General features: G+C 33.9%; 24 protein-coding genes and 1 tRNA gene. 20 read left to right on the top strand and 5 right to left on the bottom strand.

The window, feature by feature from the left end:
- Positions 1–590: 590 nt before the first annotated feature.
- The 5 genes from A9CBEGH2_RS03190 to A9CBEGH2_RS03210 are packed head-to-tail and all read left to right on the top strand — an operon-like array spanning position 591 to position 4552.
- Positions 591–785 carry a YabP/YqfC family sporulation protein gene (locus tag A9CBEGH2_RS03190; protein ID WP_115714794.1) on the top strand — a complete coding sequence of 65 codons (195 nt, stop codon included), beginning with the start codon at positions 591–593 and terminating at the stop codon, positions 783–785.
- Positions 778–1695, top strand: coding sequence for a sporulation protein YqfD (locus A9CBEGH2_RS03195; RefSeq protein WP_115714795.1), 918 nt, complete (start codon positions 778–780; stop codon positions 1693–1695). The genes A9CBEGH2_RS03190 and A9CBEGH2_RS03195 overlap by 8 nt, the downstream gene beginning before the upstream one ends.
- Before the next feature lie 10 nt (positions 1696–1705).
- Complete coding sequence (locus A9CBEGH2_RS03200; protein ID WP_115714796.1) at positions 1706–2686, top strand: PhoH family protein; 981 nt, start codon at positions 1706–1708, stop codon at positions 2684–2686.
- Positions 2668–3345: a response regulator transcription factor gene (locus tag A9CBEGH2_RS03205; protein ID WP_115714797.1), complete on the top strand. Its 678-nt coding sequence runs from the start codon at positions 2668–2670 to the stop codon at positions 3343–3345. The genes A9CBEGH2_RS03200 and A9CBEGH2_RS03205 overlap by 19 nt, the downstream gene beginning before the upstream one ends.
- On the top strand, positions 3332–4552 hold the full coding sequence (locus A9CBEGH2_RS03210; protein ID WP_115714798.1) for a sensor histidine kinase: 1221 nt from the start codon (positions 3332–3334) through the stop codon (positions 4550–4552). Before A9CBEGH2_RS03205 ends, A9CBEGH2_RS03210 begins: the two co-directional genes overlap by 14 nt.
- A gap of 64 nt (positions 4553–4616) precedes the next feature.
- Here the strand turns inward: A9CBEGH2_RS03210 and A9CBEGH2_RS03215 are convergent, their stop codons facing one another.
- The 3 genes from A9CBEGH2_RS03215 to A9CBEGH2_RS03225 form a co-directional block, all read right to left on the bottom strand.
- A complete protein-coding gene (locus A9CBEGH2_RS03215; protein WP_163104250.1) occupies positions 4617–5183 on the bottom strand; it encodes an HD domain-containing protein in 567 nt (188 codons plus the stop codon).
- Positions 5184–5311: 128 nt separating this feature from the next.
- Positions 5312–5386, bottom strand: a tRNA-Glu gene (locus tag A9CBEGH2_RS03220).
- Positions 5387–5477: 91 nt separating this feature from the next.
- Positions 5478–7151: a Na/Pi cotransporter family protein gene (locus tag A9CBEGH2_RS03225; protein WP_115714800.1), complete on the bottom strand. Its 1674-nt coding sequence runs from the start codon at positions 7149–7151 to the stop codon at positions 5478–5480.
- A gap of 203 nt (positions 7152–7354) precedes the next feature.
- Here A9CBEGH2_RS03225 and ybeY point away from each other — a divergent pair, with 203 nt between their 5' ends.
- From ybeY to A9CBEGH2_RS03270, 9 genes are all read left to right on the top strand, one after another.
- Positions 7355–7822: an rRNA maturation RNase YbeY gene (gene ybeY, locus A9CBEGH2_RS03230; protein WP_118276611.1), complete on the top strand. Its 468-nt coding sequence runs from the start codon at positions 7355–7357 to the stop codon at positions 7820–7822.
- A complete protein-coding gene (locus tag A9CBEGH2_RS03235) occupies positions 7791–8150 on the top strand; it encodes a diacylglycerol kinase (protein ID WP_115714802.1) in 360 nt (119 codons plus the stop codon). Before ybeY ends, A9CBEGH2_RS03235 begins: the two co-directional genes overlap by 32 nt.
- Before the next feature lie 35 nt (positions 8151–8185).
- Positions 8186–8560, top strand: coding sequence for a cytidine deaminase (gene cdd / locus A9CBEGH2_RS03240; protein WP_232057324.1), 375 nt, complete (start codon positions 8186–8188; stop codon positions 8558–8560).
- Positions 8557–9456 (top strand): GTPase Era, encoded by a 900-nt coding sequence (gene era, locus A9CBEGH2_RS03245; RefSeq protein WP_115714803.1) that lies wholly within the window; start codon positions 8557–8559, stop codon positions 9454–9456. Before cdd ends, era begins: the two co-directional genes overlap by 4 nt.
- On the top strand, positions 9453–10196 hold the full coding sequence (gene recO / locus A9CBEGH2_RS03250) for a DNA repair protein RecO (protein WP_115714804.1): 744 nt from the start codon (positions 9453–9455) through the stop codon (positions 10194–10196). Before era ends, recO begins: the two co-directional genes overlap by 4 nt.
- 174 nt (positions 10197–10370) lie before the next feature.
- Positions 10371–11753 carry a glycine--tRNA ligase gene (locus A9CBEGH2_RS03255; RefSeq protein WP_118276612.1) on the top strand — a complete coding sequence of 461 codons (1383 nt, stop codon included), beginning with the start codon at positions 10371–10373 and terminating at the stop codon, positions 11751–11753.
- Positions 11754–11771: 18 nt separating this feature from the next.
- Entirely contained in the window at positions 11772–13538 is a 1767-nt protein-coding gene (gene dnaG / locus A9CBEGH2_RS03260) for a DNA primase (RefSeq protein WP_118276613.1), read from the top strand.
- 3 nt (positions 13539–13541) lie between these two features.
- On the top strand, positions 13542–14732 hold the full coding sequence (gene rpoD, locus A9CBEGH2_RS03265) for an RNA polymerase sigma factor RpoD (RefSeq protein WP_115714807.1): 1191 nt from the start codon (positions 13542–13544) through the stop codon (positions 14730–14732).
- Positions 14732–15409 carry a tRNA (adenine(22)-N(1))-methyltransferase gene (locus tag A9CBEGH2_RS03270; RefSeq protein WP_118276614.1) on the top strand — a complete coding sequence of 226 codons (678 nt, stop codon included), beginning with the start codon at positions 14732–14734 and terminating at the stop codon, positions 15407–15409. The genes rpoD and A9CBEGH2_RS03270 overlap by 1 nt, the downstream gene beginning before the upstream one ends.
- An 81-nt stretch (positions 15410–15490) precedes the next feature.
- Here the strand turns inward: A9CBEGH2_RS03270 and ispH are convergent, their stop codons facing one another.
- Complete coding sequence (ispH, locus tag A9CBEGH2_RS03275) at positions 15491–16402, bottom strand: 4-hydroxy-3-methylbut-2-enyl diphosphate reductase (protein ID WP_118276615.1); 912 nt, start codon at positions 16400–16402, stop codon at positions 15491–15493.
- 150 nt (positions 16403–16552) lie between these two features.
- On the opposite strand from ispH, the gene A9CBEGH2_RS03280 reads away from it, so the two are divergent.
- Positions 16553–17917, top strand: a complete 1365-nt coding sequence (locus A9CBEGH2_RS03280; RefSeq protein ID WP_115714810.1) for a DEAD/DEAH box helicase — start codon at positions 16553–16555, stop codon at positions 17915–17917.
- On the top strand, positions 17914–18792 hold the full coding sequence (locus A9CBEGH2_RS03285; protein ID WP_115714811.1) for a deoxyribonuclease IV: 879 nt from the start codon (positions 17914–17916) through the stop codon (positions 18790–18792). The genes A9CBEGH2_RS03280 and A9CBEGH2_RS03285 overlap by 4 nt, the downstream gene beginning before the upstream one ends.
- Before the next feature lie 29 nt (positions 18793–18821).
- On the opposite strand, the gene ispG is transcribed toward A9CBEGH2_RS03285, so the two are convergent.
- Entirely contained in the window at positions 18822–19892 is a 1071-nt protein-coding gene (gene ispG / locus A9CBEGH2_RS03290; protein WP_115714812.1) for a flavodoxin-dependent (E)-4-hydroxy-3-methylbut-2-enyl-diphosphate synthase, read from the bottom strand.
- Positions 19893–20253: 361 nt separating this feature from the next.
- On the opposite strand from ispG, the gene A9CBEGH2_RS03295 reads away from it, so the two are divergent.
- The 4 genes from A9CBEGH2_RS03295 (at position 20254) to A9CBEGH2_RS03310 (ending at position 24376) form a co-directional block, all read left to right on the top strand.
- Positions 20254–22326 carry a peptidoglycan D,D-transpeptidase FtsI family protein gene (locus A9CBEGH2_RS03295; protein ID WP_118276617.1) on the top strand — a complete coding sequence of 691 codons (2073 nt, stop codon included), beginning with the start codon at positions 20254–20256 and terminating at the stop codon, positions 22324–22326.
- 123 nt (positions 22327–22449) lie between these two features.
- Positions 22450–22599, top strand: coding sequence for a 50S ribosomal protein L33 (gene rpmG / locus A9CBEGH2_RS03300; RefSeq protein WP_002609076.1), 150 nt, complete (start codon positions 22450–22452; stop codon positions 22597–22599).
- Positions 22600–22636: 37 nt separating this feature from the next.
- Entirely contained in the window at positions 22637–23245 is a 609-nt protein-coding gene (locus tag A9CBEGH2_RS03305; RefSeq protein ID WP_118276618.1) for an MBL fold metallo-hydrolase, read from the top strand.
- A gap of 138 nt (positions 23246–23383) precedes the next feature.
- Entirely contained in the window at positions 23384–24376 is a 993-nt protein-coding gene (locus A9CBEGH2_RS03310; RefSeq protein ID WP_115714815.1) for an ATPase, T2SS/T4P/T4SS family, read from the top strand.
- Positions 24377–24780: the final 404 nt, after the last annotated feature.

The following is a 24780-nucleotide window of genomic DNA, read 5'->3' on the forward strand; positions in this document are numbered from 1 at the left end:
AAAGCTTTTATATCTTATCTATTGTCTAATATAAAAGAACATGAAAATAAGAAACAACATACACTTTTCATGGCAGTTGGTTTTATATCAGCTGTCTATTTTTTTGAGGTTAGTATTTGCAAGGAATTTCACAGATCAATTTTTTAAATCCAAAAATTCAAATACTATTTTTAAATAATGAAACAGAAAGGAATACACATTTAATTAATGGTTTCTGAAAAATTAAAAAAATTGTGAGATATAGAAAAGGAGAAATATTATAGTAAGATGTATTTAGGTGGTATCAATACAGAAGAAAAATAATTAAGTATGATCTATGATATTAAAACTTTATATAGAAGATGTCCTCAGAGTGATGGAGGATTTAGTGAAGATAAGGAAGAAAATCTGTTTGGATTCACATAAGTGTGCATATATCGTGATTTTATGGATTGATTATATAGATAAATTGGAGATTTTGGGCGTAAGTCATAAAGTGCCTATGAGCGTTGAATTTGAAAAAGTATTATATTTATGGCTTTTGAGATTGGTTCAATATAAAAACATAATTCTGCTGTTTCTTTCATATATTGAATTGAAGGAGTGAGGGCATGCTTTCGATACGTAAAAATCAAATGACGATTGCACAATATGATAAAATCTGTCTTGTAACAAATACTATGGTGGTGCTTGAAGTACATGGAAAAACAGTGAAAATTCAAGGGGAAGATTTGCAGGTTTCTGCTTTAGAAAAAGAAGAAGTAGCTTTAAAAGGTTTGTTTCAGTCGATAACATTCCATGAATAAGAAAGAAATTGGTCTTGATCGCTGGCAGATTCAAATGCAGGCAAGCTCTTTTTTGAATTTATGTAAAAAACAGTCTATCGATGTATTTGACTGTACATTCAAGAATTCACATATAAGTTTTTATTCACCTGTATTTGAACGCATGCATATACATCACACATTTCCTGATGCAGTTTTACTTAATACAACAGGGATGTTAGGATATTTTTTTCGTTCTTTAAAAAAGCCTGCATTTGTTATTTCTATTTTACTTTCTATAGGATTGTGGATGTTTTTATCACAGTTTGTTTTCTCGGTGGAAATTCATGGGGAAGATTCAATGTGTAAAAAAGCAATTCAGGATACGATGCATTCCTTAGGCTATAACATTCCTTTTTCCGCAGATGAAAGCGAGATAAAAAAAGAGTTGAAAATGAGATTGTCTGATAAAGTAGCATGGCTGGAAGTTGAAAAACAAGGGAGCAGTCTGCACATTGCTTATACACCAAAAGAACACGCGCAAATAAAGCAAACTTCAAGAAAACAGCTGTATGCGTTAAAAGATGGTATGATTGCAAGATTTGATATTAAACATGGAGAAAAAATCGCAAAGGTAAACCAGATCGTTCATAAAGGAGACTTGCTTGTAGCAAACTCTTTAAGTGACAGTAAAGGGAGTTTGCAGGAATTAGATGTTGAGGGCAGAGTGTATGCTTATACATGGAAAGATGTAGTAGTTTATGCAAAGCCGCAGGATATAAAAGCTTTCTCTTATTTTGAAATGCTTATGGAAGCTAGAAGAGAAGTTACAAAAGATTTTCATAAAGAAGATGAAATCATAGCAGAAAATGTTTTGCAATTCACAAAAGAACTGGGTAAAATAAAGATGGTGATTCATTATACAATGCTTCAAGATATTACATCACCATAAAGGAGAAGTTATGAAAAAACAGTACCAAATACCCTTAGAAGAATATCCAATGGAATGGATTGCAGCTTTTTGCGGTTCACAAGATAAGAATTTATCAATGATATGCGAAGCTTTTTCCTGTGAGATTGTTGTAAGGAATAATGTTTGTAAAGTCTTGTGTGAACAAGAAACAGATTTTATACATGTACAGCATGTTGTGCAGGCTATTTTTGAAATGTTGGAACATTTACATGAAATTCAGCCTAGAGACATACAATATATCACTCGTTTGGAAAAGCTGGATCGATTATCTGATTTATCTTTAACATATCAAAAACCAATAGGAAAAACAGTGAATGGAAAACTGATTTATCCTAAAACAATTGGACAAAGAAATTTGTTTTGCTGCATGTGCAAATCGGAAATTGTTTTTGCCAGTGGTGTAGCTGGAACCGGGAAAACCTACCTGGCTGTTGTGTATGCGGCTACATTGTTAAAAAAAGGAGAAATTCGTAAGATCGTTTTAACAAGACCAGCGGTTGAGGCTGGAGAAAACCTTGGCTTTTTGCCTGGAGATTTAAAAGAAAAGGTAGATCCATATTTACGACCACTGTATGATGCTTTATATGATGTGTTAGGAAAAGAACAGGTAGAAAAACTTTTAGAAAAAGAAATTATTGAAATTGCTCCATTGGCATATATGCGAGGAAGAACATTGGATAATGCTTTTATTATTCTGGATGAAGCTCAAAATACAACACGTGCACAAATGAAGATGTTTTTGACACGTATGGGGTATCACTCTAGAATTGTCATAACAGGAGATGTTTCGCAGATTGATTTGATACGTAAAAAAGATAGTGGACTTGTCAATGCGAAAGCAATTTTAGATGGGATAGAAGGGATTTCTTTTGTGGAATTAACAAGTTTGGACGTTGTGCGTCACCCATTGGTTCAAAAGATTATAGAACGTTATGAAAGGGAGGAAGGAACATGGCAAGAATCTTATTAATAGAGGATGAAGTAAATATTCGTAAGATTACAGCTTATGATTTAAGAAATGCAAATTATGAAATTGTAGAATGTGCGGATGGAAAAGAAGCAATTGAACTGGCGAAAAGAGAAGAATTTGATGTATATATTATTGACTGGATGCTTCCTCATGTCAGTGGTATTGATATTGTTAAGGCATTACGTGCGAATAATGTTGACAGTATTTTAATCATGCTTACTGCCAGAGATGATGAAGCAGATGTTTTATATGCTTTTGAAAATGGTGTAGATGATTATATTACAAAACCATTCTCTCCAAGAGAATTGCTGGCAAGAGTAAATGCGCATTTAAAACGTCAAAAGAAGAAAGAAGAAAGACTTTTGGCTGGTAAACTTTCTATGGATATGAAAAGAAGAGAGGCATTTATTGATAATGAAGGAATCACATTAACAAAAAAAGAATTTGATTTGCTGGAATATTTTGTAAGAAATAAAGGGGTTGTTTTATCTAGAGACAATATTTTAAATGATATTTGGGGATTTGACTATGATGGAGATACCCGTATCGTAGATGTACATGTATTTAAGCTTAGAAATAAGCTTCAAAAAGCAAGTGTTACAATAAAATCAAGCAGAGGTGTAGGATATTTGCTGGAGGAACTTCATGAAGCAGCCTAGATGGTTATGGTTTGTTATCCTGTTTGTGCTATCTAGTGTCATTCAGTATTTTTTCTCTGTAAATGTTTATGTTTTATTATTTATCGTATGTACTTCATCTTTTGTATTAAGTGAATGTTTTGCACAGTTTAAATATACATTAAGTAAAAGGGAAAATAAGGAGCTGCAGGAAGAAATACGTACAACTGCGACAGATGCACATTTAAAAAACAAACAGCTGCTGACAGTTGTATCCAGCATTCCATATCCCATGCTTTTAATTGATCAGTTTGGCAATGTTGTTATGCATAATACAATTAAAGAAATTTGTGTTTCTGATAAACCATATGAAAAAATAACCTATTTACATAATGATTTTGTTCATTCTGTAAGTGAATTTATTAAAGATGCATTTATTCTTGAAAAAAACATGGATAAAATCATTTCTGTGAAGAATATTGAATACCAGGCAATTAGTGTCCCTGTTACGGCAAAAGGGCACTATAGCGGATGTTTAGTTCTGTTTCAAGACATATCTAAGACACTTGAAGGAGAAAAAATGCAGAAACGTTTTATTGCGGATGCATCTCATGAACTTAAAACACCTATTGCTGTCTTAAAGGGAATGATAGAGATTTTAAATAGGGAAGATTTTCATGATGAAGAAACACAAAAAGAATTCCTTAAACAGATGGAAGTTGAAATTGAAAGATTAGATATTCTGGTTAAGGATTTATTACAGCTTTCTCGTCTATCACTTTCTACACTTATTCTTGAAAGAGAAAAGACAGATGTGAAGAAATTAGTAGAAAAAGCATTTTCTTCTTTAAAGAAAAAAGCACAAGATAAAAACATTGTATTAACTACGGATTTAAAGACAGATGAATTGTTATTTTGCGATCCAAAAAAAATATTACAGGTTTTATTGAATTTATTAAGTAATGCAATAAAATACAGTGACACTGGTACGATAACAGTTAGAAGTTATACAGAAGATGCATATTATTTTATTGAGGTTATTGATGAAGGATGCGGATTAAAGAAAGAGGAAATAGATAAAATTTTTGATCGTTTTTATCGTGTGGATGATGCGCGTTCTAGGAAAAACGGAGGTTCAGGACTTGGCTTATCTATCGTAAAATCTATTATGGATGCTCATGGGGGAGAAATCAGTGTAGAAAGTACGTATGGACAAGGCTCTTGTTTCCGTCTAAGATTTAATAATTAAATATATAAAAACATTCAGGATCTGCTGTCTCTGAATGTTTTTATATATTTTTCTTTTGTAGCTGTTATCGTTTCTCTTGTTGCAGTTTTTCTAAAGTATCTTTTCTTATTTCCTGTCGTAACTGTGTAAGATGTGCAGAAAATCCAACACGATCATCTGCATAGGTTTTATTTAATTCATATTCATTTGATGACCATGTAGATAAATCAGAAATATTGTGTTGAATCAAAGCTTCCAAACTGTCAATAGCTTTATAAATTTTGGATTCAATGGTTTGCTGCTGCTTCATTTCGTGATATAAGGAAAGCATTTCTTCTGCCTGATTTTTTGGCAAGCTGTGTACCCATTGAAGCAGCAAAGTTTCTTCTTTTATATCATCTTTCTCGGTTTTACAAAATGTAGGAATATCTCCAGTAAAAGCTTCTCCTAAATCATGAATAATACACATTTCGATAACTTTATGCATATCTGCTTCTGGAAATTCATCTTTAATTAGAAAAGCCATTAAACTCATTAACCAGCTATGTTCGGCAACACTTTCCTGTCTGCCATTAGCACCATAACAATGGCGTGTTGTTTCTTTTAATCGTTCTGCAATTTGTAATGCATCTAATAATTCTCTTGGCTGCATGATAGTATCCTCCTTGTTTTTGATTATAAACCCTTATATAGTTTTGTAAAAGGGAAAGGTTACATAAAAATACACCAAAATTTGAAAAGATATAAAAAAAGCCATAAGAATAAGGCTTGTTAGTAATATGGTATCGCGTACGGGATTTGAACCCGTGATACAGCCTTGAGAGGGCTGTGGCTTAACCCCTTGCCGAACGCGACAGTTCTGACAAGATTCATTATAGTACTTTATTATAAAAATTCAAGTACGAATATGATATATTTTATAAAAAAGCAGAACGTGTCTGCTTTCTTATTCGTTTGAAATCGTATTTGTATAATTCATATCCGTTTGTTTTGTTATGTTATGAATATGATCTCCAATTCGTTCTAATGTAGCTAGAATATCTACGAATATACTTGCTGCAACTCCTGAAACACAAACTTCTTCTGTCATGCGTTTAAAGTGGCGCTGTCTTGCTTTTTCTTCTATTAAATCAAGATAATTTTCTTTATCATTGATAAGCTTTAGATATTTTTCCTGAGGTTCTTCATAATAAAGCAAGGCGAGTTCATTCATTTCCAGGACAGTTTTATACATTTCATTTATGTCGTGGATTGCGCTGTCTGTGAAGGTTCCTTTGTCTTCAATGACAAGTTCATAAAACTCTGTTAAATTCATTGTCAAGTCACCTACACGCTCGATATTCTTAATTACCTGTAAATTTGAAATGAATACATCAGTATCATGTTCACTTAAGTTGTTATGTGAAATCTCCATTAGATAAGAAGTAATCTTGCTATCAAGTGAATTGATCGCATCTTCATATTGTTTTGTACTATTTCTATATTTGCCAGATTTTTTATTAAAATATTCCTGACTGGAACGAATACAATCAGCAGCCAGTTCTCCCATTTTAATAGTGACCTGTTTGCTGACACCAAGCGCACCAGCTGGAAGTGAAGATGCCAAGCTTGGATCCAATGCATCTAAATCCAGTTCAATTTTTTCTTCTTCGCCTGGTATAATTTTTTTAATAACTTTAACCATGGTGCCAATAAATGGATAAGCGATAATGGAAATAATAAGCGTGCGAAGAATGTGAGCAATGGCAATTTGCATCATTGGTGAAATAGAAAATGTTTCACTTAAGTATGTGATGAGTCCAACATAAGGGGTAAGCAAAAACATGAATGCAATAGAGCCAATTGTATTAAAAAGAACATTGACTCCAGCAGCACGTTTTGCAGAAGTACTTCCCCCAATAGAAGCAAATACTGCTGTAATCGTAGTACCGATATTACTTCCAAATACAAATGGCAAAGCAGCTGTTAGTGTCATAGCACCAGAGTCATAAATTTTTTGTATGATACCGACAACAGCACTGCTTGACTGTACGATTGCGGTTAAAATAATACCGCATAGAAATCCAAGAACAGGCTGGTCCTGCATTGTCATCGTAAGGTTTGTAAAAAATTCCATTTGTCCTAACTTACTCAATTCATCACCCATGAGTCGAAGTCCAAAGAAAAGAATTCCAAAGCCTAAAACAATTTGTCCTAAATATGTGTGTTTTTTTCTTTTTGCAAATAACGTAATCAGTACTCCAAGGAACACAAAATATAAAGCCAGTTCTTCTACTTTTAAGCCTATAAGAAATGCGGTTACGGTTGTTCCAATGTTGGCACCGATAATAATCCCAACGGATTGTTCAAGGCTCATCAATCCTGCACGTACAAAACCTATTGCAATTGCGCTTGTTGCACTGCTGGACTGTATGAATACAGTTATAACGGCTCCTACCAGGATTCCTTTCCATGGTTTATTTGTATATCTGTCAATATAATCTTTTAATTTTTCTCCTGCTATACTTTTTAATCCATCGCCCATAAACTGGATACCAAAGAGAAATAAAGCAAGTCCTCCGATAATAAAATCCCAGCTGATTGACGATAGGGAAGCAGTATTTGCTGCTATATGAATCATAATTCATTCCTCCCGTTTCTAGCAGGGTTATTTTAACAAAAACTTAACAATATGTATACAAAAACTTAACAAACTGATTTTAAAAGGTATTTCTTTTTATATTGATTAAGCTTCATAATTTATTACAAGTTTAAAAGTGTTTCCTGCAAAACTTCATAAAGAAGAAAAATAATGCTATAATAAGTAAAAAAGTGAGGTAGTATATGGAAATTAGTGTAATTAATCAGAGTGAAGAGAAGCAATGGTCACGATTTAGAAAAGATTTTTCTATAATTGCCAAAAGAACAGAAGAAATACTGAAATTAGAAAAAGAATATAGTGCCAGTGTTATTTTTGTGAATCCTGAAGAAATACATGAGATTAATAAAACATATCGTGGGATCGATCGGCCAACGGATGTAATCAGTTTTGCATTGATGGACAGCGAAGATGATTATGAGATGATGGAAGATGACAATGAGCTTGGAGATATCTTTATTAATGTTGAAGCAATTCGCAATCAGGCAAAAGAATATGGACATTCTTTAAGAAGAGAAGTTTGCTTTTTGTTTACTCATGGATTATTGCATCTTTTAGGATATGACCATATGGAAGAAGATGAAGAAAAAGAAATGTTTGCTTTACAGGATGTGATATTAGATGAAATCGTTCCTAAAAAAGTACGTGCGTAAGTTTTATTATGCTTTTAGCGGTCTGTTTCATGGAATAACACATGATGCCAGTATAGCTTTGCAATGTATATTGGGAATTATAGCATTAGCTGTATTTGCTTTTTTTGATTTAACAGTAACAGAATGGATCGTGGTGATCATACTTATTGCCCTGGTGATTACTTTAGAATTTGTGAATAGTGCTGTGGAACATGTGGTGGATTTTATATCTCCAAATTATCATCCACAGGCAAAAATTATAAAAGACTATATGGCTGCAGCTGTGCTTGTTGTATCTATTGCAGCTGGGGTGATAGCTTGTATTATTTTAGGAGGAAAGTTATTGTGAAAGAGAACATAGAGGGATATACCAAAGTTTTAGATATGGCCTTTCAAGCGATGGAACATGCTTATGCGCCTTATTCAAACTATCATGTAGGAGCATGTGTGCTTACCCATGATAATCAAAGTTATATTGGTGCAAATATTGAAAATGCATCGTATGGATTAACTTGCTGTGCAGAAAGAAATGCTATTTTTTCTGCTTATTCCAATGGATGCAGAAAAGAAGATATAAAAGCTATCGCTATTGTTTCTGATGGTGCTCGCATTGGTGCTCCATGTGGAGCATGCCGTCAGGTATTGAGTGAACTATTGATGCAGGATACACCAATTGTATTAAGCAATGGAAAAGAAAGTCTTGTTACTACAATAAAAGAATTGTTGCCAATGCAGTTTAATGAGGAGGATTTAAAATGACATATAAAAGCGGGTTTATCGCTATTATCGGAAGACCTAATGCAGGGAAAAGTACATTGTTGAATGCGATTTTAAAACAAAAAATAGCAATTACAACACCAAAGGCACAAACGACTAGAAATAATATTGCAGGTATTCTTACAAGAGAGGATGCACAATTTATCTTCACAGATACACCAGGTATTCATAAACCAAAACATGAACTAGGACGTTCTTTAAATCGAAATGCGTATACTGCGATTGCAGAAGCTGATATCAATTTCTGGGTCGTTGATGCAACACAAAGTTTTGGCGGTGGAGATGAATTCTTGCTTGAAAAAATCAAACAGTCGCACATTCCATGTTTCTTATTGTTAAATAAGATTGATTTATTGAAAAAAGAAGAAGTGTTAAAAACATTAGAAGAATGGAAAGAACGCTATGATTTTGCAGAAATTTTCCCTATTTCGGCATTGGAAAGAGATAATGTAGAACATTTGCTGGAAGTTGTGAAGGAATATCTTGAGGAAGGTGTTAAATATTTTCCTGATGAAATGGTATCGGATCATGGAGAACAGTTTCAGATAGCAGAAATCATTCGTGAAAAAGTACTTTTGAAAACAAATGAGGAAGTACCACATTCTGTAGCTGTTGTAATTGAAAGAAAAGAAGAAACGGATACCCGTATGGATTTACAGGCTATGATCGTAGTGGAAAGACCAAGTCAAAAATCTATTCTAATTGGGAAGCAGGCTTCTATGATACGAAGCATTCGTTTGTCTGCTCAAAAAGAACTAAAAGAAAAATTCCATAAGAAAGTGGAATTGGAACTTTATGTGCGAGTAGAAAAAAACTGGCGAAATCGTGCGAACAAACTGCAGCAGTTAGGATATCTTGAATTGGATGACAAACAATGATAGAACAAATTGATGCAATCATACTAGATTCTAAAGACTATAAAGAAAAAGATGCACTGCTAAGTGTTTTGTCTTTAAAATATGGAATCCTGCATCTGGTGGCAAGGGGAATTCGAAAAATTAATAGTAAAAATGCAAGTGCCTGTCTGCCTTTTACATATGCAAAGCTGATGGTTGATTTAAAAGAACAGCGAAGTTTACATACTTTGCAAAGTGCAGTAATTCTAAAAAGTTATCGCAAGATACGGGAAGATTTACTGAAACAAAGTATAGCATCTTATTTTTGTGAAATGATTGAAAAAAGCAATTTTGATGAGGATGTGTTTTCAATTTTGCTGGAAGCTTTATCATGCCTGCAGGATACAAAGAATCCTTTTTCTGTTCTTTGTTTATTTCAATCCATTATGAATCGCATGCATGGAATAGAACCATTTGTGGATGGGTGTGTACGCTGTGGCGGTTTACATAATATTTATGCATTATCGTATCGAGATGGAGGTTTTGTATGTTCCTCATGTTATCGGCAAGGCATAGATTCTGTTCAAGATAAGGAAAGATTGAAAAAGTTTCGTATCTTGTGTAAAGCCAAATGGGAACATTATGAAATCATTAAAGAAATTCCGTTTGATTATGATGATTTTTTACATGTTTATACCTATTTTGAGGAGTATGCAGGAATTGGTATGAAAAGCATTCGTTTTCTAAAAACAATATGTGAGATGGAAGTTAAAGCAAAGTAAATCGCTTTGCTTTTTTTATCATGTGTTTATTATGAAAAAGGTAAAAAACAAAACGGTATATCGTTGACATTTCTTTTAAAAAAGTGTTATATTATAGTGTATTCTTGTAAATGTTTCTCAATTGTTACAAAGCATCATCAGATGGTGCGTTTTTTTTGAAAGGGGCATATAGATATGAATAGAGAGAAATTGTTTGATACCGTTGTAGCCCATGCAAAAAACAGCGGTTTTGTGTATCAGGGATCTGAAATCTATGGCGGTTTAGCTAACACTTGGGATTTTGGACCACTAGGTGTTGAATTAAAAGAAAATATTAAAAAAGCATGGTGGAGACGTTTTATTCAGGAATCTCCATATAATGTGGGAATTCAGTCAGCTATTTTAATGAATCCTTCTGTCTGGGTAGCAAGTGGACATGTTGGAGGATTCTCAGATCCATTGATGGATTGTAAAGAGTGTAAATCCCGTTTCCGTGCTGATCAATTAATAGAAGAAGCTACAAATGGAGAAGTGAGTGTAGAAGGATGGAGCAATGAAGCAATGAGTTCTTATATTGAAGAGCATAAGATTGCCTGTCCAAAATGCGGTGCTCACAATTTTACCGATATTCGTCAATTTAATTTGATGTTTAAAACATTCCAGGGTATTTTGGAAGATAATAAAAATACGATTTATTTACGTCCGGAAACAGCACAGGGAATGTTTGTAAACTTTAAAAATGTACAGCGTTCTATGCGCAAAAAATTACCTTTTGGTATTGGACAGATTGGAAAAAGTTTCCGTAATGAAATTACTCCTGGAAATTTCATTTTCCGTACAAGAGAATTTGAACAAATGGAACTGGAATTCTTCTGTCAGCCTGGAACAGATTTAGAATGGTATGCTTATTATAAAGATTACTGCATGAAATTCTTGACAGATTTAGGTGTAGATAAAGAAAATTTACGTTTCCGTGATCATACACCGGAAGAACTTGCTTTCTATAGCAAGGGGACTTGTGATATTGAGTATAACTTCCGCTCTCAGATAGGCTGGGGAGAGCTATGGGGGATTGCCGATCGTACAGATTATGATTTGCGTCAGCATCAGGATGCATCCAAGAAATCTTTGGAATACCTGGATCCGACTACAAATGAAAAATATTTGCCATACTGTATTGAACCGGCAGTTGGTGTTGAACGTTTGATGTTAGCATTTATGTGTGATGCTTATGATGAAGAAGAACTAGAAAATGATACACGTATCGTTATGCATCTTCATCCATTCCTGGCTCCGGTAAAAGCATGCGTAATGCCTCTTTCCAAAAAATTGGGTGATAAAGCATTAGAAGTGTTCCAGATGCTTGCGCCAATTGCAAACTGCGAATATGATGATGCCGGAAGCATTGGAAAACGTTATCGCCGTCAAGATGCGATTGGTACACCATTCTGTATTACAGTTGATTTTGAAACAGAAACGGATGGATGTGTAACAGTTCGTGAACGTGATTCAATGAAACAGGAAAGAATTGCGATTTCAGATTTAGCAGCTTATATTGAAGAGCGAATTAAACTGTAACACCGAAAGGGTGATAGCATGGCTCGTCTAAGTGAGCAGGAGATTAATGGTATACGTGCGAAAGCAGATATTGTTGATGTCATAGGACGTTATGTACCACTATCCAAAAAAGGTAGAAATTACTGGTGTGTATGTCCGTTTCATGATGATCATTCTCCTTCCATGTCAATTGCATCAGATAAGCAGATTTATAAATGTTTTGTTTGCGGTGCAGGAGGGAATGTATTCACTTTTGTACAAAATTATGAAAAAATTTCATTTATTGAGGCAGTTTATAAAGTAGCGGGTTATGCTGGTGTTCATCTTGAACATTCTTTGGTGTTGCCACAGAAACATATTGACCCGCATATTGCTGCTTTACATAAAGCGTGTAAAGAAACGATTGAATTTACGAATTATCAATTAGACTCTATTGACGCTAAAAATGTGAAAGAATATCTGTTTAAGAGAAATATAACAGAAGATATCATACGTAAATTTACGATTGGATATAATCCAAAAAATGATGCATTATATCGCTTTTTAAAAGCAAAAAAAATTAAAGAGGACGATATGATAGGTGCAGGATTAGTTCGTATGACTTCGATGGGAATAAAAGATATTTTTTCAAATCGTATTATGATTCCCATTCATGATGCAGAGGGAAATCCGGTTGGATTTACAGCAAGAAGAACACAGGAAAATGAAGAAGCAAAATATATTAATACGACAGAGACAGATATCTATGTAAAGGGAAATTTAGTTTTCAATTATCATAGAGCAAAACAGGAAGCTAGAAAAGCAAAGAAAGTATTTCTGGTCGAAGGTGCAATGGATGTACTGGCTTTTGAAAAAGTCGGTTTAACAAACTCTATTGCTACTTTAGGTACAGCGCTAACTTCTACACAGCTTCATCTGCTGAAACTTCTTCATGTACCTGTTGTTGTATGTTATGATGGGGATACTGCAGGGAAAAATGCAACTTATAAATTTGGGAAATTAGCTATAAAAGAGCATGTTCCTTTTGAAATCGTTGATAATCGCTATGGATTAGATCCTGATGAAATCATTGATGGTTATGGCAAAGATGCATTAAAATCAATGTCTTCTAATACGATATCATGGATTGACTTTCTTTTTGAATATTTGCTTACCAAATATAATTTAAACAACTATTCTCAAAAGAAAGAATATGCGATGGAAATAGCGGAAGAAATCAATCAGCTTTCAGATACTTTTGAGAAAGAAAGTTATTTCATTCGTTTAAGAGAGTTGACAGATTTTGATATGCAGCCCAAACGATCAATTGATAAAAAGACTTCTGTAAAAGAGTATTCGCAAAGGAAACAACAGTTTCTATCTTATCCTAAAACGGGCAGGATACGTGCTGAGCAGGAGATTTTATCGCAGATGTTATGTGGTGTTGCCGCAAGTAATTATTATAAAGAAGAGCTTGGTTTTATGAAAGATGAAACATGTAATAAGCTTGCTTTGTATATTATTGATTATTATCGTAATCATCCAAAAATGGAAGTTGCGGATCTTCTAAACGATATTCAAGAAGATAATGTCCGCCAGCTTTTATTGGATATTTCCCAATGGGAATTGGCTAGTCAAGATATAAATATGCAGGTATTACAGGATGCTCTGGAAAAAACAAAAGTCTGTATGCTGGATGATCAGATTCAGATGCTGAATGAGAAAATTAAAACGATACAAGATCCTATGGAAAAAGCAAAATTGGCACAGCAAAAAAATCAGCTAATCAAGGATCGTAATGATCGGATGTGCCAAGAAAGGAAGTAAGATATGAAAAAAGCAAAATCAAAAGTTCTGCAGGAGTATAAAACTTTAGATGAAATTAAAGAAGAACTGCAGGAAGCATATCAAAAAAATAATGTACTTTATCAAAGAGATGTTGTAGATGCTGTTGAGCACTTAGATATGAGTGATACAGAGTTTGATGATTTGTTTCAATGGTTTTCTGATCACGACATTGATATTGTCAATGAGGATGATGATACAGATTTAATGGATGATGATGCACTTGCAGATGAAGGCAGTGACGATTTAGATTTTTTGGATGATGAAGATGATGATGAAAATTCTATCGCAAGTGAGATTGAAAGTCTTGAACAGTCTTTTGCAAATTCTTCACATACAAAAATTAATGACCCAGTAAAAATGTATCTAAAAGAAATCGGTCGTGTAGAGTTGCTGGATCCTAAAGAAGAACCAGAGATTGCTCGCCGTATTCAGGCAGGAGATGAAGAAGCGAAAAAGAAACTGATTTCTGCTAACCTTCGTCTAGTTGTATCCATTGCAAAAAAATATGTAGGACGTGGAATGTTATTTTTGGATTTGATTCAAGAAGGAAATATGGGTCTTGTAAAGGCTGTAGAAAAGTTTGATTATACAAAAGGATTTAAGTTCTCAACATATGCTACATGGTGGATTCGTCAGGCTATTACACGTGCAATTGCAGACCAGGCAAGAACAATTCGTATTCCAGTACATATGGTTGAAACAATCAATAAACTTACAAGAATCCAGCGTCAGCTTGTTCAGGATTTAGGAAGAGATCCAACTGCGGAAGAAATTGCTGCTAAAATGGAAAATATTTCTCCTGAAAAAGTTCGTGAAATTCAAAAGATTGCTTTAGAACCAGTATCTTTAGAAACTCCTATTGGAGAAGAAGATGATTCTCATTTAGGAGACTTTATAGAGGATAAAGAAGCTTTATCACCTGATGAATATGCGAACAATCAGCTTTTAAAAGATGAAATTAATAATGTGCTGCAGGGATTAACTGAAAGAGAAGAAAAAGTTCTAAGACTTCGTTTTGGATTATATGATGGAAGAACAAGAACTTTAGAAGAAGTTGGTAAAGAATTTAATGTAACACGTGAACGTATTCGTCAGATTGAAGCAAAAGCATTACGTAAATTAAAACATCCAACCCGCTCAAAACGTTTAAAGGATTTTGTTGATAAACCTTAATGAAGTTGAGTAAAAGATTACAGGCTATTTACAATATGGTAAATAGCCCTTGTATTTTAGCGGACATTGGATGTGATCATGGACTTTTGCCTATTGCGTTAATAGAGGGAGAAAAATGTCAGAAAGCATATGCTTGTGATGTGAGAAAAGGTCCTTTAGCAAGAGCACAGGAAGCAATTGCGCTTCATCATCTTGAAGATAAAATCACAACAGTCTTGTGTGATGGGCTTGATGGAGTGAAAGAAGATGTAGATACCTTTGTTATTGCAGGTATGGGTTTTGATACGATTACGCATATATTAACAGATGGAATGGCAAAAGCAATCAAGGCAAAACAATTGATCTTACAGTCGAACAATCATGTAGAAGATTTAAGAAGATGGCTGTGTGACCATGGATTTACGATTGATCATGAAGAATTGGTTGAAGAACAGCATTATTATCAAATTCTTTCTGTTCATTATGAAAGTGAAAAACTTAGTGAGGATCAAATTCTTTTCGGAAAGTTTTTACCAAGTCATCCTCTTTTTTCTAAATATTGGAATTATATGTTAGAGAAAAAGAAACTTATTTTGCAGAATATGCCTGAAAATCACGAAAACCGAGAAGAACTTATTTCACTTATTAAGTGTATTGAAGATAAATTAAAAGAGGTTGTGGATAGTAAGAAGAATTAATTTTCTTCGAAAACCACAACCTTTTCAAAATATTTACATTTATATGCGTTAGGTACATTTTAAGTTATATGTTATAGTTCATCATAAAACTTTTGTTATATCTATTGCGGGTTTTTGTTTTTCTTTGTCAAAATTTAAAAGATAAGATATCACTTGTGAAGTCAAATAAGTAGGGGTGCTGGCTCCTGCGGTAACTGCAACTTTATTGACTCCTTTTAGATAATCCTCATGAATATCATTAACATCATCAATTCGATAAACATGGGGAATGTTTTGTTGAAGAGCAATCTGCGCCAGTCTTGTTGAATTGTTGGAATGCTTATCGCCTACAACAAATAATACATCAATATTCTGTCCCTTTAAATCAGCAACAGCCTGTTGACGAATTCTAGTAGCATTACATATTTCCTCACTAAAAATCGCATTTGGATAATGTTCATTAATGCATTCAAAAAGTTCGCTAATATCAAACATTGACATCGTAGTCTGGTTTGTAACAAACACCTTTTTAAAATCTTTCAAATCTACTATATCTTGTTTGTTGCAGATAAGATGTACATGAGAGCTTAAGGCACAGATGGCTTCTGCCTCTGGATGATTCTTTTTCCCTATATATAAGATTTCATAACCGTTTTCTAAATGTGATTTTACAATGTTTTGTGTTTTTACTACATCACAGCAACTGGCATCGATCGCAATCAAGCCGCGTTTTTGTGCTTCTGTTTTCACTTGTGGAGCTACCCCATGTGCAGTAAAGATAACAACGCTGCCGCTAGGAATCTTTTCTAACAGTTTTATTCTTGTGCTATTCTTGTCATCAATTGTTTTGATTCCCAATAAGTTTAAAGCTTCCATTACATAGCGATTATGTACGAGCATACCTAGCACATAGATATCTTTATCAGGATATTCTTTCGCTGTTTGTTTGGCGATTGAAATAGCATGTATGACGCCTTTGCAATATCCTCTAGGTGCAACTTTAATAATTTCCATGATTTTCACCTCAGATGTATTATACCCTAACTTTTCTGTTAATTGATAGTAAAACAACTTGTTTTTACGTTATAATGTAATAGAAGTTTATTTACATGTAAATGAATTCATGTATAATTAAAGAGCTGCTTTTAAAAAGGAGGCGTAAATATGAGCAAATATAGTGATTATATGTTTAAAGAAACAACAAAACAGTTTATTAAACTGGAAAATTTTATAGAACCAACTCCAATTCAAAAAGAAGTTATTCCCATGGCCTGCAAAGGAAAAGATATTATTGGTATTTCGGATACAGGAACAGGGAAAACACATGCTTTTTTGATTCCTATTATGGAAAAAGTAGATAGTTCAAAAAATGTAGTACAGGCGGTTATTACGGCACCTACAAGAGAGCTGGCATTACAGATTTATAATCGATCTTTAAAAATGAGCGAAGCAGATTCTAATCTAGTGATTCGTCTGATTACAGGTGGTATTGAAAAGACAAGAATGATGGATTCATTGAAGAAGCAACCACAGATCATTATAGGGACACCAGGACGTATCAAAGATTTGTTTTTGAATGAAAAAGTGCTGCGTGTTGACACAGCGGATATTTTTGTCGTTGATGAGGCGGATATGACATTAGAATTTGGATTTTTAGAAGATGTGGATGCCATTGCTGGTAAAATGAAGAAAAATCTTCAAATGATGAGTTTTAGTGCAACAATTCCTGCAGAATTGCGTCTATTTCTAAAAAAATATATGAGCAATCCACAAACCGTAAAAATAGAGGAACAAAGCAATTTCCATCCTAAAATCCAACATATCTTAGTTCCTGTTCAACCAAAGAACTATGAAGAAAAACTGATGGAAATTTTACCTTCTATTCAGCCTTATGTGTGCTTGATATTTGCGAATACAAGAGGAGAGGCTGCAAGTGTTGCGAAACGTATGCGTGATGAAGGATATGGTGTGATTGAGCTACATGGCGATTTGACACCAAGAGAGCGTGTAAAAGCAATGAAAGATTTAGCAAATCTTGAAAAATCATTTGTTGTTGCGACAGATATTGCGGCTAGAGGTATTGACATTGATGGTGTTTCTCATGTTATTTCACTAGGTTTTCCAAAAGAAATTGATTATTATATTCATCGAAGCGGTCGTACAGGAAGAGCAGGACGTGATGGTATTTGTTATGCCTTATATGAGAAAAAAGAAGATGCGATGATTCGTCAGCTTGAGGTACGAGGAATTCATTTTGATCATAAAAATTTTAAAAATAATACATGGGTAGATCTAGAACCTTTACATAAAAAGAAAGTTAAAAAAGATGATCCATTAGAAAAAGAAATTGCGAAGATTGTTTCTAAAAAGAAAACGAAAGTGAAGCCGGGCTATAAGAAAAAACGTGCACAGGAAGTAGAAAAATTAAAACGAAGAGCTAGACGAGCGATGATACAAGAGGATATTCGCCGTCAGAAAAAGGAACGTGCAAAACAGAAAATGATTGAGAAAAGGAATGGTGAACTATGAAAATAGGTAGTCATGTATCTATGTCTGCGCCAGATTATGTGCTGGGGTCTGTAAAAGAGGCTTTGTCTTATGGAGCAAATGCGCTAATGCTTTATACAGGTGCTCCGCAAAATACGAGAAGAAAAGATATGAGCGAACTTAAAATTGAGGAAGCTTTACGCTTGATGGATGAAAAGGGGATTGAAAGAAGCAGTGTTATTGTACATGCCCCTTATATCATTAATCTTGCGAACTGTATGCGACAGGAAACTTTTGAATTAGGAGTGGAGTTTTTACAAAAGGAAATTGAACGTGTAAAAGCTCTGCAAGCAAGCATTCTTGTTTTACATCCTGGAAGCCATGTAAAAGCTGGGGAAGAAGCAGGATTGCAAAAGATTGTAGAAGGATTGGATTTGGCAATGGAACATGTAGATGATGTTCAGATTGCGATTGAAACGATGGCTGGCAAAGGCAGTGAATTAGGTTATGCTTTTTCCCATATTCGCTATCTGATCGATCATGTAAAACATCCTGAAAATATTAAAGTATGTATGGATACCTGCCATTTGCATGATGCAGGTTTTGATTTGAAGGACTTCGATAAAATTTTAGATGAGTTTGATGAAATCATAGGTTTGGATCGTCTTGTCTGCATGCATATTAATGATTCTAAAAATGTACAGGGTGCTAGAAAAGATCGTCATGCCAATATTGGGTTTGGAGAAATTGGATACGATGTTTTATCATCGATTGTACATAATCCACGAGTTGCACATGTCGTAAAAATCTTAGAAACTCCATACGTAGAGGATAAACCACCTTATCGTTTTGAAATTGAAATGTTAAAAAACAAGGTGTTTGATGAACATATTATGGATAAAATCATAAATCAGTAAATGAAAAGGAGCACATGCTCCTTTTTGACTTATTTATTTGAATGTTCTTTTTCAAAAGCAAGAATTTCTTCCTTTAATCGATCTACGATTTTCTCTTGAGGAAGTTTTTCAATGATGACTCCTTTTTTTATTAATAATCCTTCTTTTTTTCCTCCAGCAATTGCTATATCTGCATGTTTAGCTTCCCCAGGACCATTTACTGCACATCCCATGATTGCAACATTAACATCGCAATTGATGTTTGTGAGAAACTTTTCAATTTCATTTACTACTGGCTGCATATCCCATGCGGTACGCCCACATGTAGGACAGGCAATTAAATTAGGTGTATTGTTTAAAAGTTTACAACATTTTAATAGCTGTTTCACAATTGTGATTTCATTGATTGGATCACCATTTACGCTGATTCGAATCGTATCTCCAATACCTTCATTTAACAAAGTCCCTAGTGCCATACTGCTTTTGATTGCACTTCCAATAAATGTGCCTGCTTCCGTAACACCTAAATGCAATGGGTAAGGAAATGTTTTAGAAGCTAGTCGATATGCTTCTATACAAAGCAGCGGGTCACTGGACTTAAATGATAGACAGATATCATGAAAATCTAAGTCTTCAAGTATTTGTACATGTCTTTGTGCACTTTCCATCATACCTTCTGCTGTAGGTTTTCCATATTTCTCATGAATATCTTTTTCTAGAGAACCACTGTTGATACCAATACGAATAGGTATATTGTGTTCTTTGCATACATTTACAACAGCTTCTACATTCTCTTTTTTGCCAATGTTACCTGGATTCAATCGAATTTTATCAATTCCATTTTCGACTGCCTTGATTGCCAAACGATAATCATAATGAATATCAGCTACTAATGGTATATGGGTGTGTTTTTTTATTTCAGAAATTGCACAGGCATCTTCTTCATCTATGATAGCCATGCGAACAAGTTCACATCCTGCTTGTTCTAAATCTAAAATCTGTTGAATTGTTTTTTCAATGTCTTTGGTTTTGGTATTACACATGGATTGAATGACAACTTTATTTTGTCCTCCAATTGTTAAATTACCAACCTTTATTGATCGAGTTTCTGTTCTTTTCAATTTTTCTCACCTCTTGAGTTTATTATAGCATTATTCCACTTATCTTTTGTATTAAAATAATCTTAAGTAAGAAATAGGAGCATCCTTTTTTGAAATTCTTTTTTATGATTTACATAGCGTTACCTTTACTTTTATTTTGGCATGGATGATTTATAATTGCGGTGAGCATGATCAAAGGTTTTGTATGCGAAGATGAGTTTTATTATTTCAGTGTTATTTTTATAATAACTGTATAGTAATAGTATAGTTAACAGTTGATTTTTCATCTGTTGTTTTTAACTCTTACAAAATGTTAATTATGCGCCTGAATTCATCTTTTTGTGCTATAATATCAAAGAATATTTAGCAAGGAGGAGTTTGTATGCTGCGTAATCCGTTTCGTGACTTAGATCAAAAACAGCTTAGTCGCAGTTCAGATATATTAAAATCACAGAATGATTATTTTAAAATTGTAAATAAAAGAATTTTTATTTTTTCTTTAATTATTGTTATACTTTTTTCCTGTATTATTGTTCGTTTGCTGTTTTTACAGGTAAGAGATAAAGAGCTTTATACTGACAAGCTGGCTGCATATTCACAAAAAGAAGAATCAACCCCTACGCCAAGAGGACAAATGTATGATAGAAATGGTAATTTAGTTGTGAAAACGGCCTCTTCTCATAATATTATTTATTATCCGCCCAAAGATGTTACTTCTGATGAAAAATGGGAATTAGCCCAAAAATTTACGAAACAATTTAAGTATGAGGCAAAGAACATGACAAAATCAGATTATGAGGATTTGTATATGTTTTTACATACAGATGAGAATGGAAAGAAAGACAGAGGGATGAGTTTGTTGACTCCTGAAGAACAAAAATCAAAGAATTATGAAAAGATTCTCCGCTCACGTATTACAGAAGACATGGTTAATGAAATTGCAGATGAAGCTACAAAAAATGCATTTGCTGTATATTTATCCATGAATAAAGCTCCAGCAGAACATACAAAGGTTATTGTAGAAGATGCAAGCAATGAAGATGTTGCGTATTTAATGGAACATAAAGAAGCTTTTCCGGGATTCGATGTCGATTTTGGTTCATGGAAAAGAGAATATCCATATAAGAATATGCTAAGAGATGTACTAGGTTCTGTCACTACATCGTCTCAAGGTGTTCCATATGAGCAGAAAGACTATTATGAATCTTTAGGATATGCATTAACAGATCGTGTTGGCAGCAGTGGTTTGGAAAAACAATATGAAAGTATTTTAAAGGGAACGCCTAGAGTAAGTGAAGTTAGTTTTGATGAAAATGGGATTGCGACATTAAATGAAGTATCAAGTGGAAAAAAAGGATATGATTTACATTTGACAATTGATGCTGAATTGCAGTCCAAAGTAGATAAAATCGTGCAGGATACCCTTAAAAAATATGCAGGAACTAGTGGACGAGAAAATTTGGAAAAAGCATTTGTGGTGCTAATGAATCCTAAAACAGGTGAAATATATTCTATGAGCGGGGCATTAAAAAACAAAAATGATATCATTAATTATTCTAGTGGTGCTTATTTGGATGCCTATATGCCGGGTTCTGTTGTTAAGGGGGCAACGGTATACATGATGTTGAATGAAGGTATACAAACACGTACAAGTACGGAACTGGATGCCCCAATGTATATTGCAGGTACAGAGGTTATGAAATCTTATATGAATATGGGTGTTGTAAATGCGATTACTGCTTTAGAACAATCAAGTAACGTATATATGTTTAAATCTACAATTAAACTTGCTGGAGGCACTTATAGAGAAAATCAGCCTTTAAATATTGACTATACACAGACACTGAACACTTATGAAAAAATGCGCAACTATTATACGATGTTTGGATTAGGTACAAAAACGGGATTAGATGTGCCTAATGAAGTTACAGGCTTAGCTTATACTCCGACAACAGCAGGTCAATTGCTGCATTATTCCATTGGGCAGTTTGAAACGTTTACGCCTATTCAGCTAGCGCAATATGTATCTATGATTGCCAATGATGGGAATAGGATTCAGCCTAAACTTGTTAATTATGCAACGGAAATTAACAGTGATTATGTTGTCTATGAAAATAAAACAAATGTTTTAGGCACAATAAATGGAAGCATTGAAGATTTGGAAACCGTGCAGGATGGATTTAAAGCTTGTGTGGAAGGGAATCATTGTGGTCTGGCATTAAAGAATATGGATAAGAAAATTGCATCAAAAACAGGTACGGCACAGGTTGTTGTTGATGGAAAAAATCTGGTAAATCAAACCCAGATAGGTTATGCACCATATGATGATCCAGAGGTTTCCTTTGTATGCAGTACACCAACTTCTGCTAACGATACATCAAATGCGGCAGCTAGCTTATGTACAACAGAAATATTGCCGCAGGTATTGGAAGAGTTCTTCAAAATATATAAATAGGTGGTTTTATCGTAAATTCAAAGATATGATGTAGAAAGTGTTTTTTGAGGATATTAAAAAAAAGACTACCTTTTTTAAGAAGAGTATGATATAATTTTCAAGCAATGTACAAGGAGGGACATCATGAGAGACAGAATAACATTCAAATGTTCAGAATGTGGTGAAGAAAACTACATTGGAACAAGAAATAAACGTAAAAATCCAGAACGTATGCAAATTCAGAAATATTGCCCACGTTGTAACAAAAAAACTTTACATAAGGAGAAAAAATAAAAAGGGCCGAAGAGGTCTTTTTTATTCATAGAAGCATATGAAAGACATACAGTGTTACGTATTGGGTATGGTGCAGGTAAATACTTATCTTTTATGGAAGGATAATCATGTTTTAATTATCGATCCGGGGACGGCTTCTAAGAGGTTGTTTGAAGCTATTGATGAGCGTCAAGGTATTGTGGATGGCATTGTATTAACACATGCTCATTTTGATCACATTGGCGGTATAGATGCAATTGTAAAAAAATATCAGTGTTCTTTGTATATGAATGATTTAGATGAAGAGTTATTAACGAATTCTCGTCTAAACTTTTCTATTGGAGAAGAAATCATCGTGCATACAAAACCTGAAACATTACTCCCAGGCGTACATACGATCGGTAATTTTGAGATTACATTTATTGATGCTCCTGGTCACAGTGAAGGTTCCAGCATGATTTTATGGGATGATAATCTTTTTAGTGGAGATGTATTGTTTCAGGGAAGTATTGGACGTACGGATCTAGCAACAAGTTCAAACACAAAAATGATGCAGAGCTTAAGAAAAATCAGGGAAATGGATCCAAATTTGAAAGTTTATCCTGGACATGGTCCAGCGAGTACTTTGAAAGATGAGCTGTTATATAATCCATATTTACAATTTTAATTAGTTTAGGTTGTTGATAATCTTATCAATGACCTTTTTTTTTGTCTTGAAAAGTTTATAACTTTAATAAATTTTCATATTTTTTTGTATTTTCTGTTTTTCTTCTCGTATATAAATAGTGAAGAAGGAGGTGAAGTCATGAAAAAGAAAATAGAACAATTATTATCTATGGCAATGGAACATGATGTCAGTGATATTCATTTTTTAGTGAGAGGAAAATATATGCAGGTTACGATGCGTACGATTAATGGTTTAGAGGAAATGAATAGTAGTGCTTTTGATATTATGCTTTTTAATTATTTGAAATATTTGTCAAATATGGATTTGGGAAATGGTGCTAGAGCACAAAGTGGAAATTTTACATATACGTATCAAGGAAATGAATTGTTTTTTCGTTTTTCTTTGCTTTCAACAATCGAAAAACAAACAGGTGTATTACGAATTTTAAACGCAAAGAAAGAGTTGGATATCTATTCATTAAGTGAAGATAAAACAATTACGGAATCTTTTTTAAGATGGACACAGTCAAGATGTGGAATGGTTGTGTTAAGTGGTCCAACAGGGAGTGGGAAAACCACTACACTGCATGCCATATTACACCATATTGCAGAAAAACAAAAACTTCGTGTTGTTTCTTTGGAAGATCCGATTGAAATCCTAGATGACAGTTATCTACAATTACAAATCAATGAACAATCTCGTTTTTCTTATGAGGAAGGAATTCGTCAGCTTCTTCGTCATGATCCAGATGTTATTATGATTGGAGAAATTAGAGATGTTTCAACGGCAAGAATGGTATTGCGATGTGCTTTATCTGGACACATGGTATTTACGACAGTTCATGCAAAATCATGCGAAGAAACTTTAAAAAGATTAGAAGAGCTGGGAATTCGAAAAGAGGATTTGAAAGGTACTTTAAGTGCTGTTTGTGCACAACGTATTTATAAAAGAAAAAAAGGAAAGGGGAGAGTCTGTCTATATGAAATCTTGGAGAAAAAAGAATTATCAGGATACTTCCAAAACAATGAACTTGATAAAAAACATCGAACCATTTTTGACATCATTCAAAATGCAGCTGACAAGGGAATTATCGATAAAGAAGACGCGAAACTTGATTTGTACGCTTCCTAAGGAACAATGGATGGGTATCAGTGCTTTGATGAAGGCAGGTTATAATTTTCTAGAAAGTATACAAATATTACAAATACCTAGTAAGGATATAGAAGAGGCTTTTAAAGAAGGAAAGGATCTAAAAGAAATACTGCTTGATGGACATAAAGGACGATTTTATGAGCATCTTTCTTTTTTTCTGGAAATTAGTGATGTGGCGAATGCGATTGACAGCGCATTAACAATGGAAGAGTTTGAAAAAGGATGGATACGGTTTCTTGTTTCATCCTGTGCTTATCCCTGTTTTATATTTTTGTTTGCCTATGTAATGATGGTTGTTTTTTCAACATCTCTGCTTCCGCAAATGATACAGGGCTTTGAATTAACTGAAAGTTCTGGTTTTTTATTGTTCTGTGTAGAAGCTT

It is taken from the genome of Amedibacterium intestinale (assembly GCF_010537335.1).
GTDB lineage: Bacteria > Bacillota_I > Bacilli_A > Erysipelotrichales > Erysipelotrichaceae > Amedibacterium > Amedibacterium intestinale.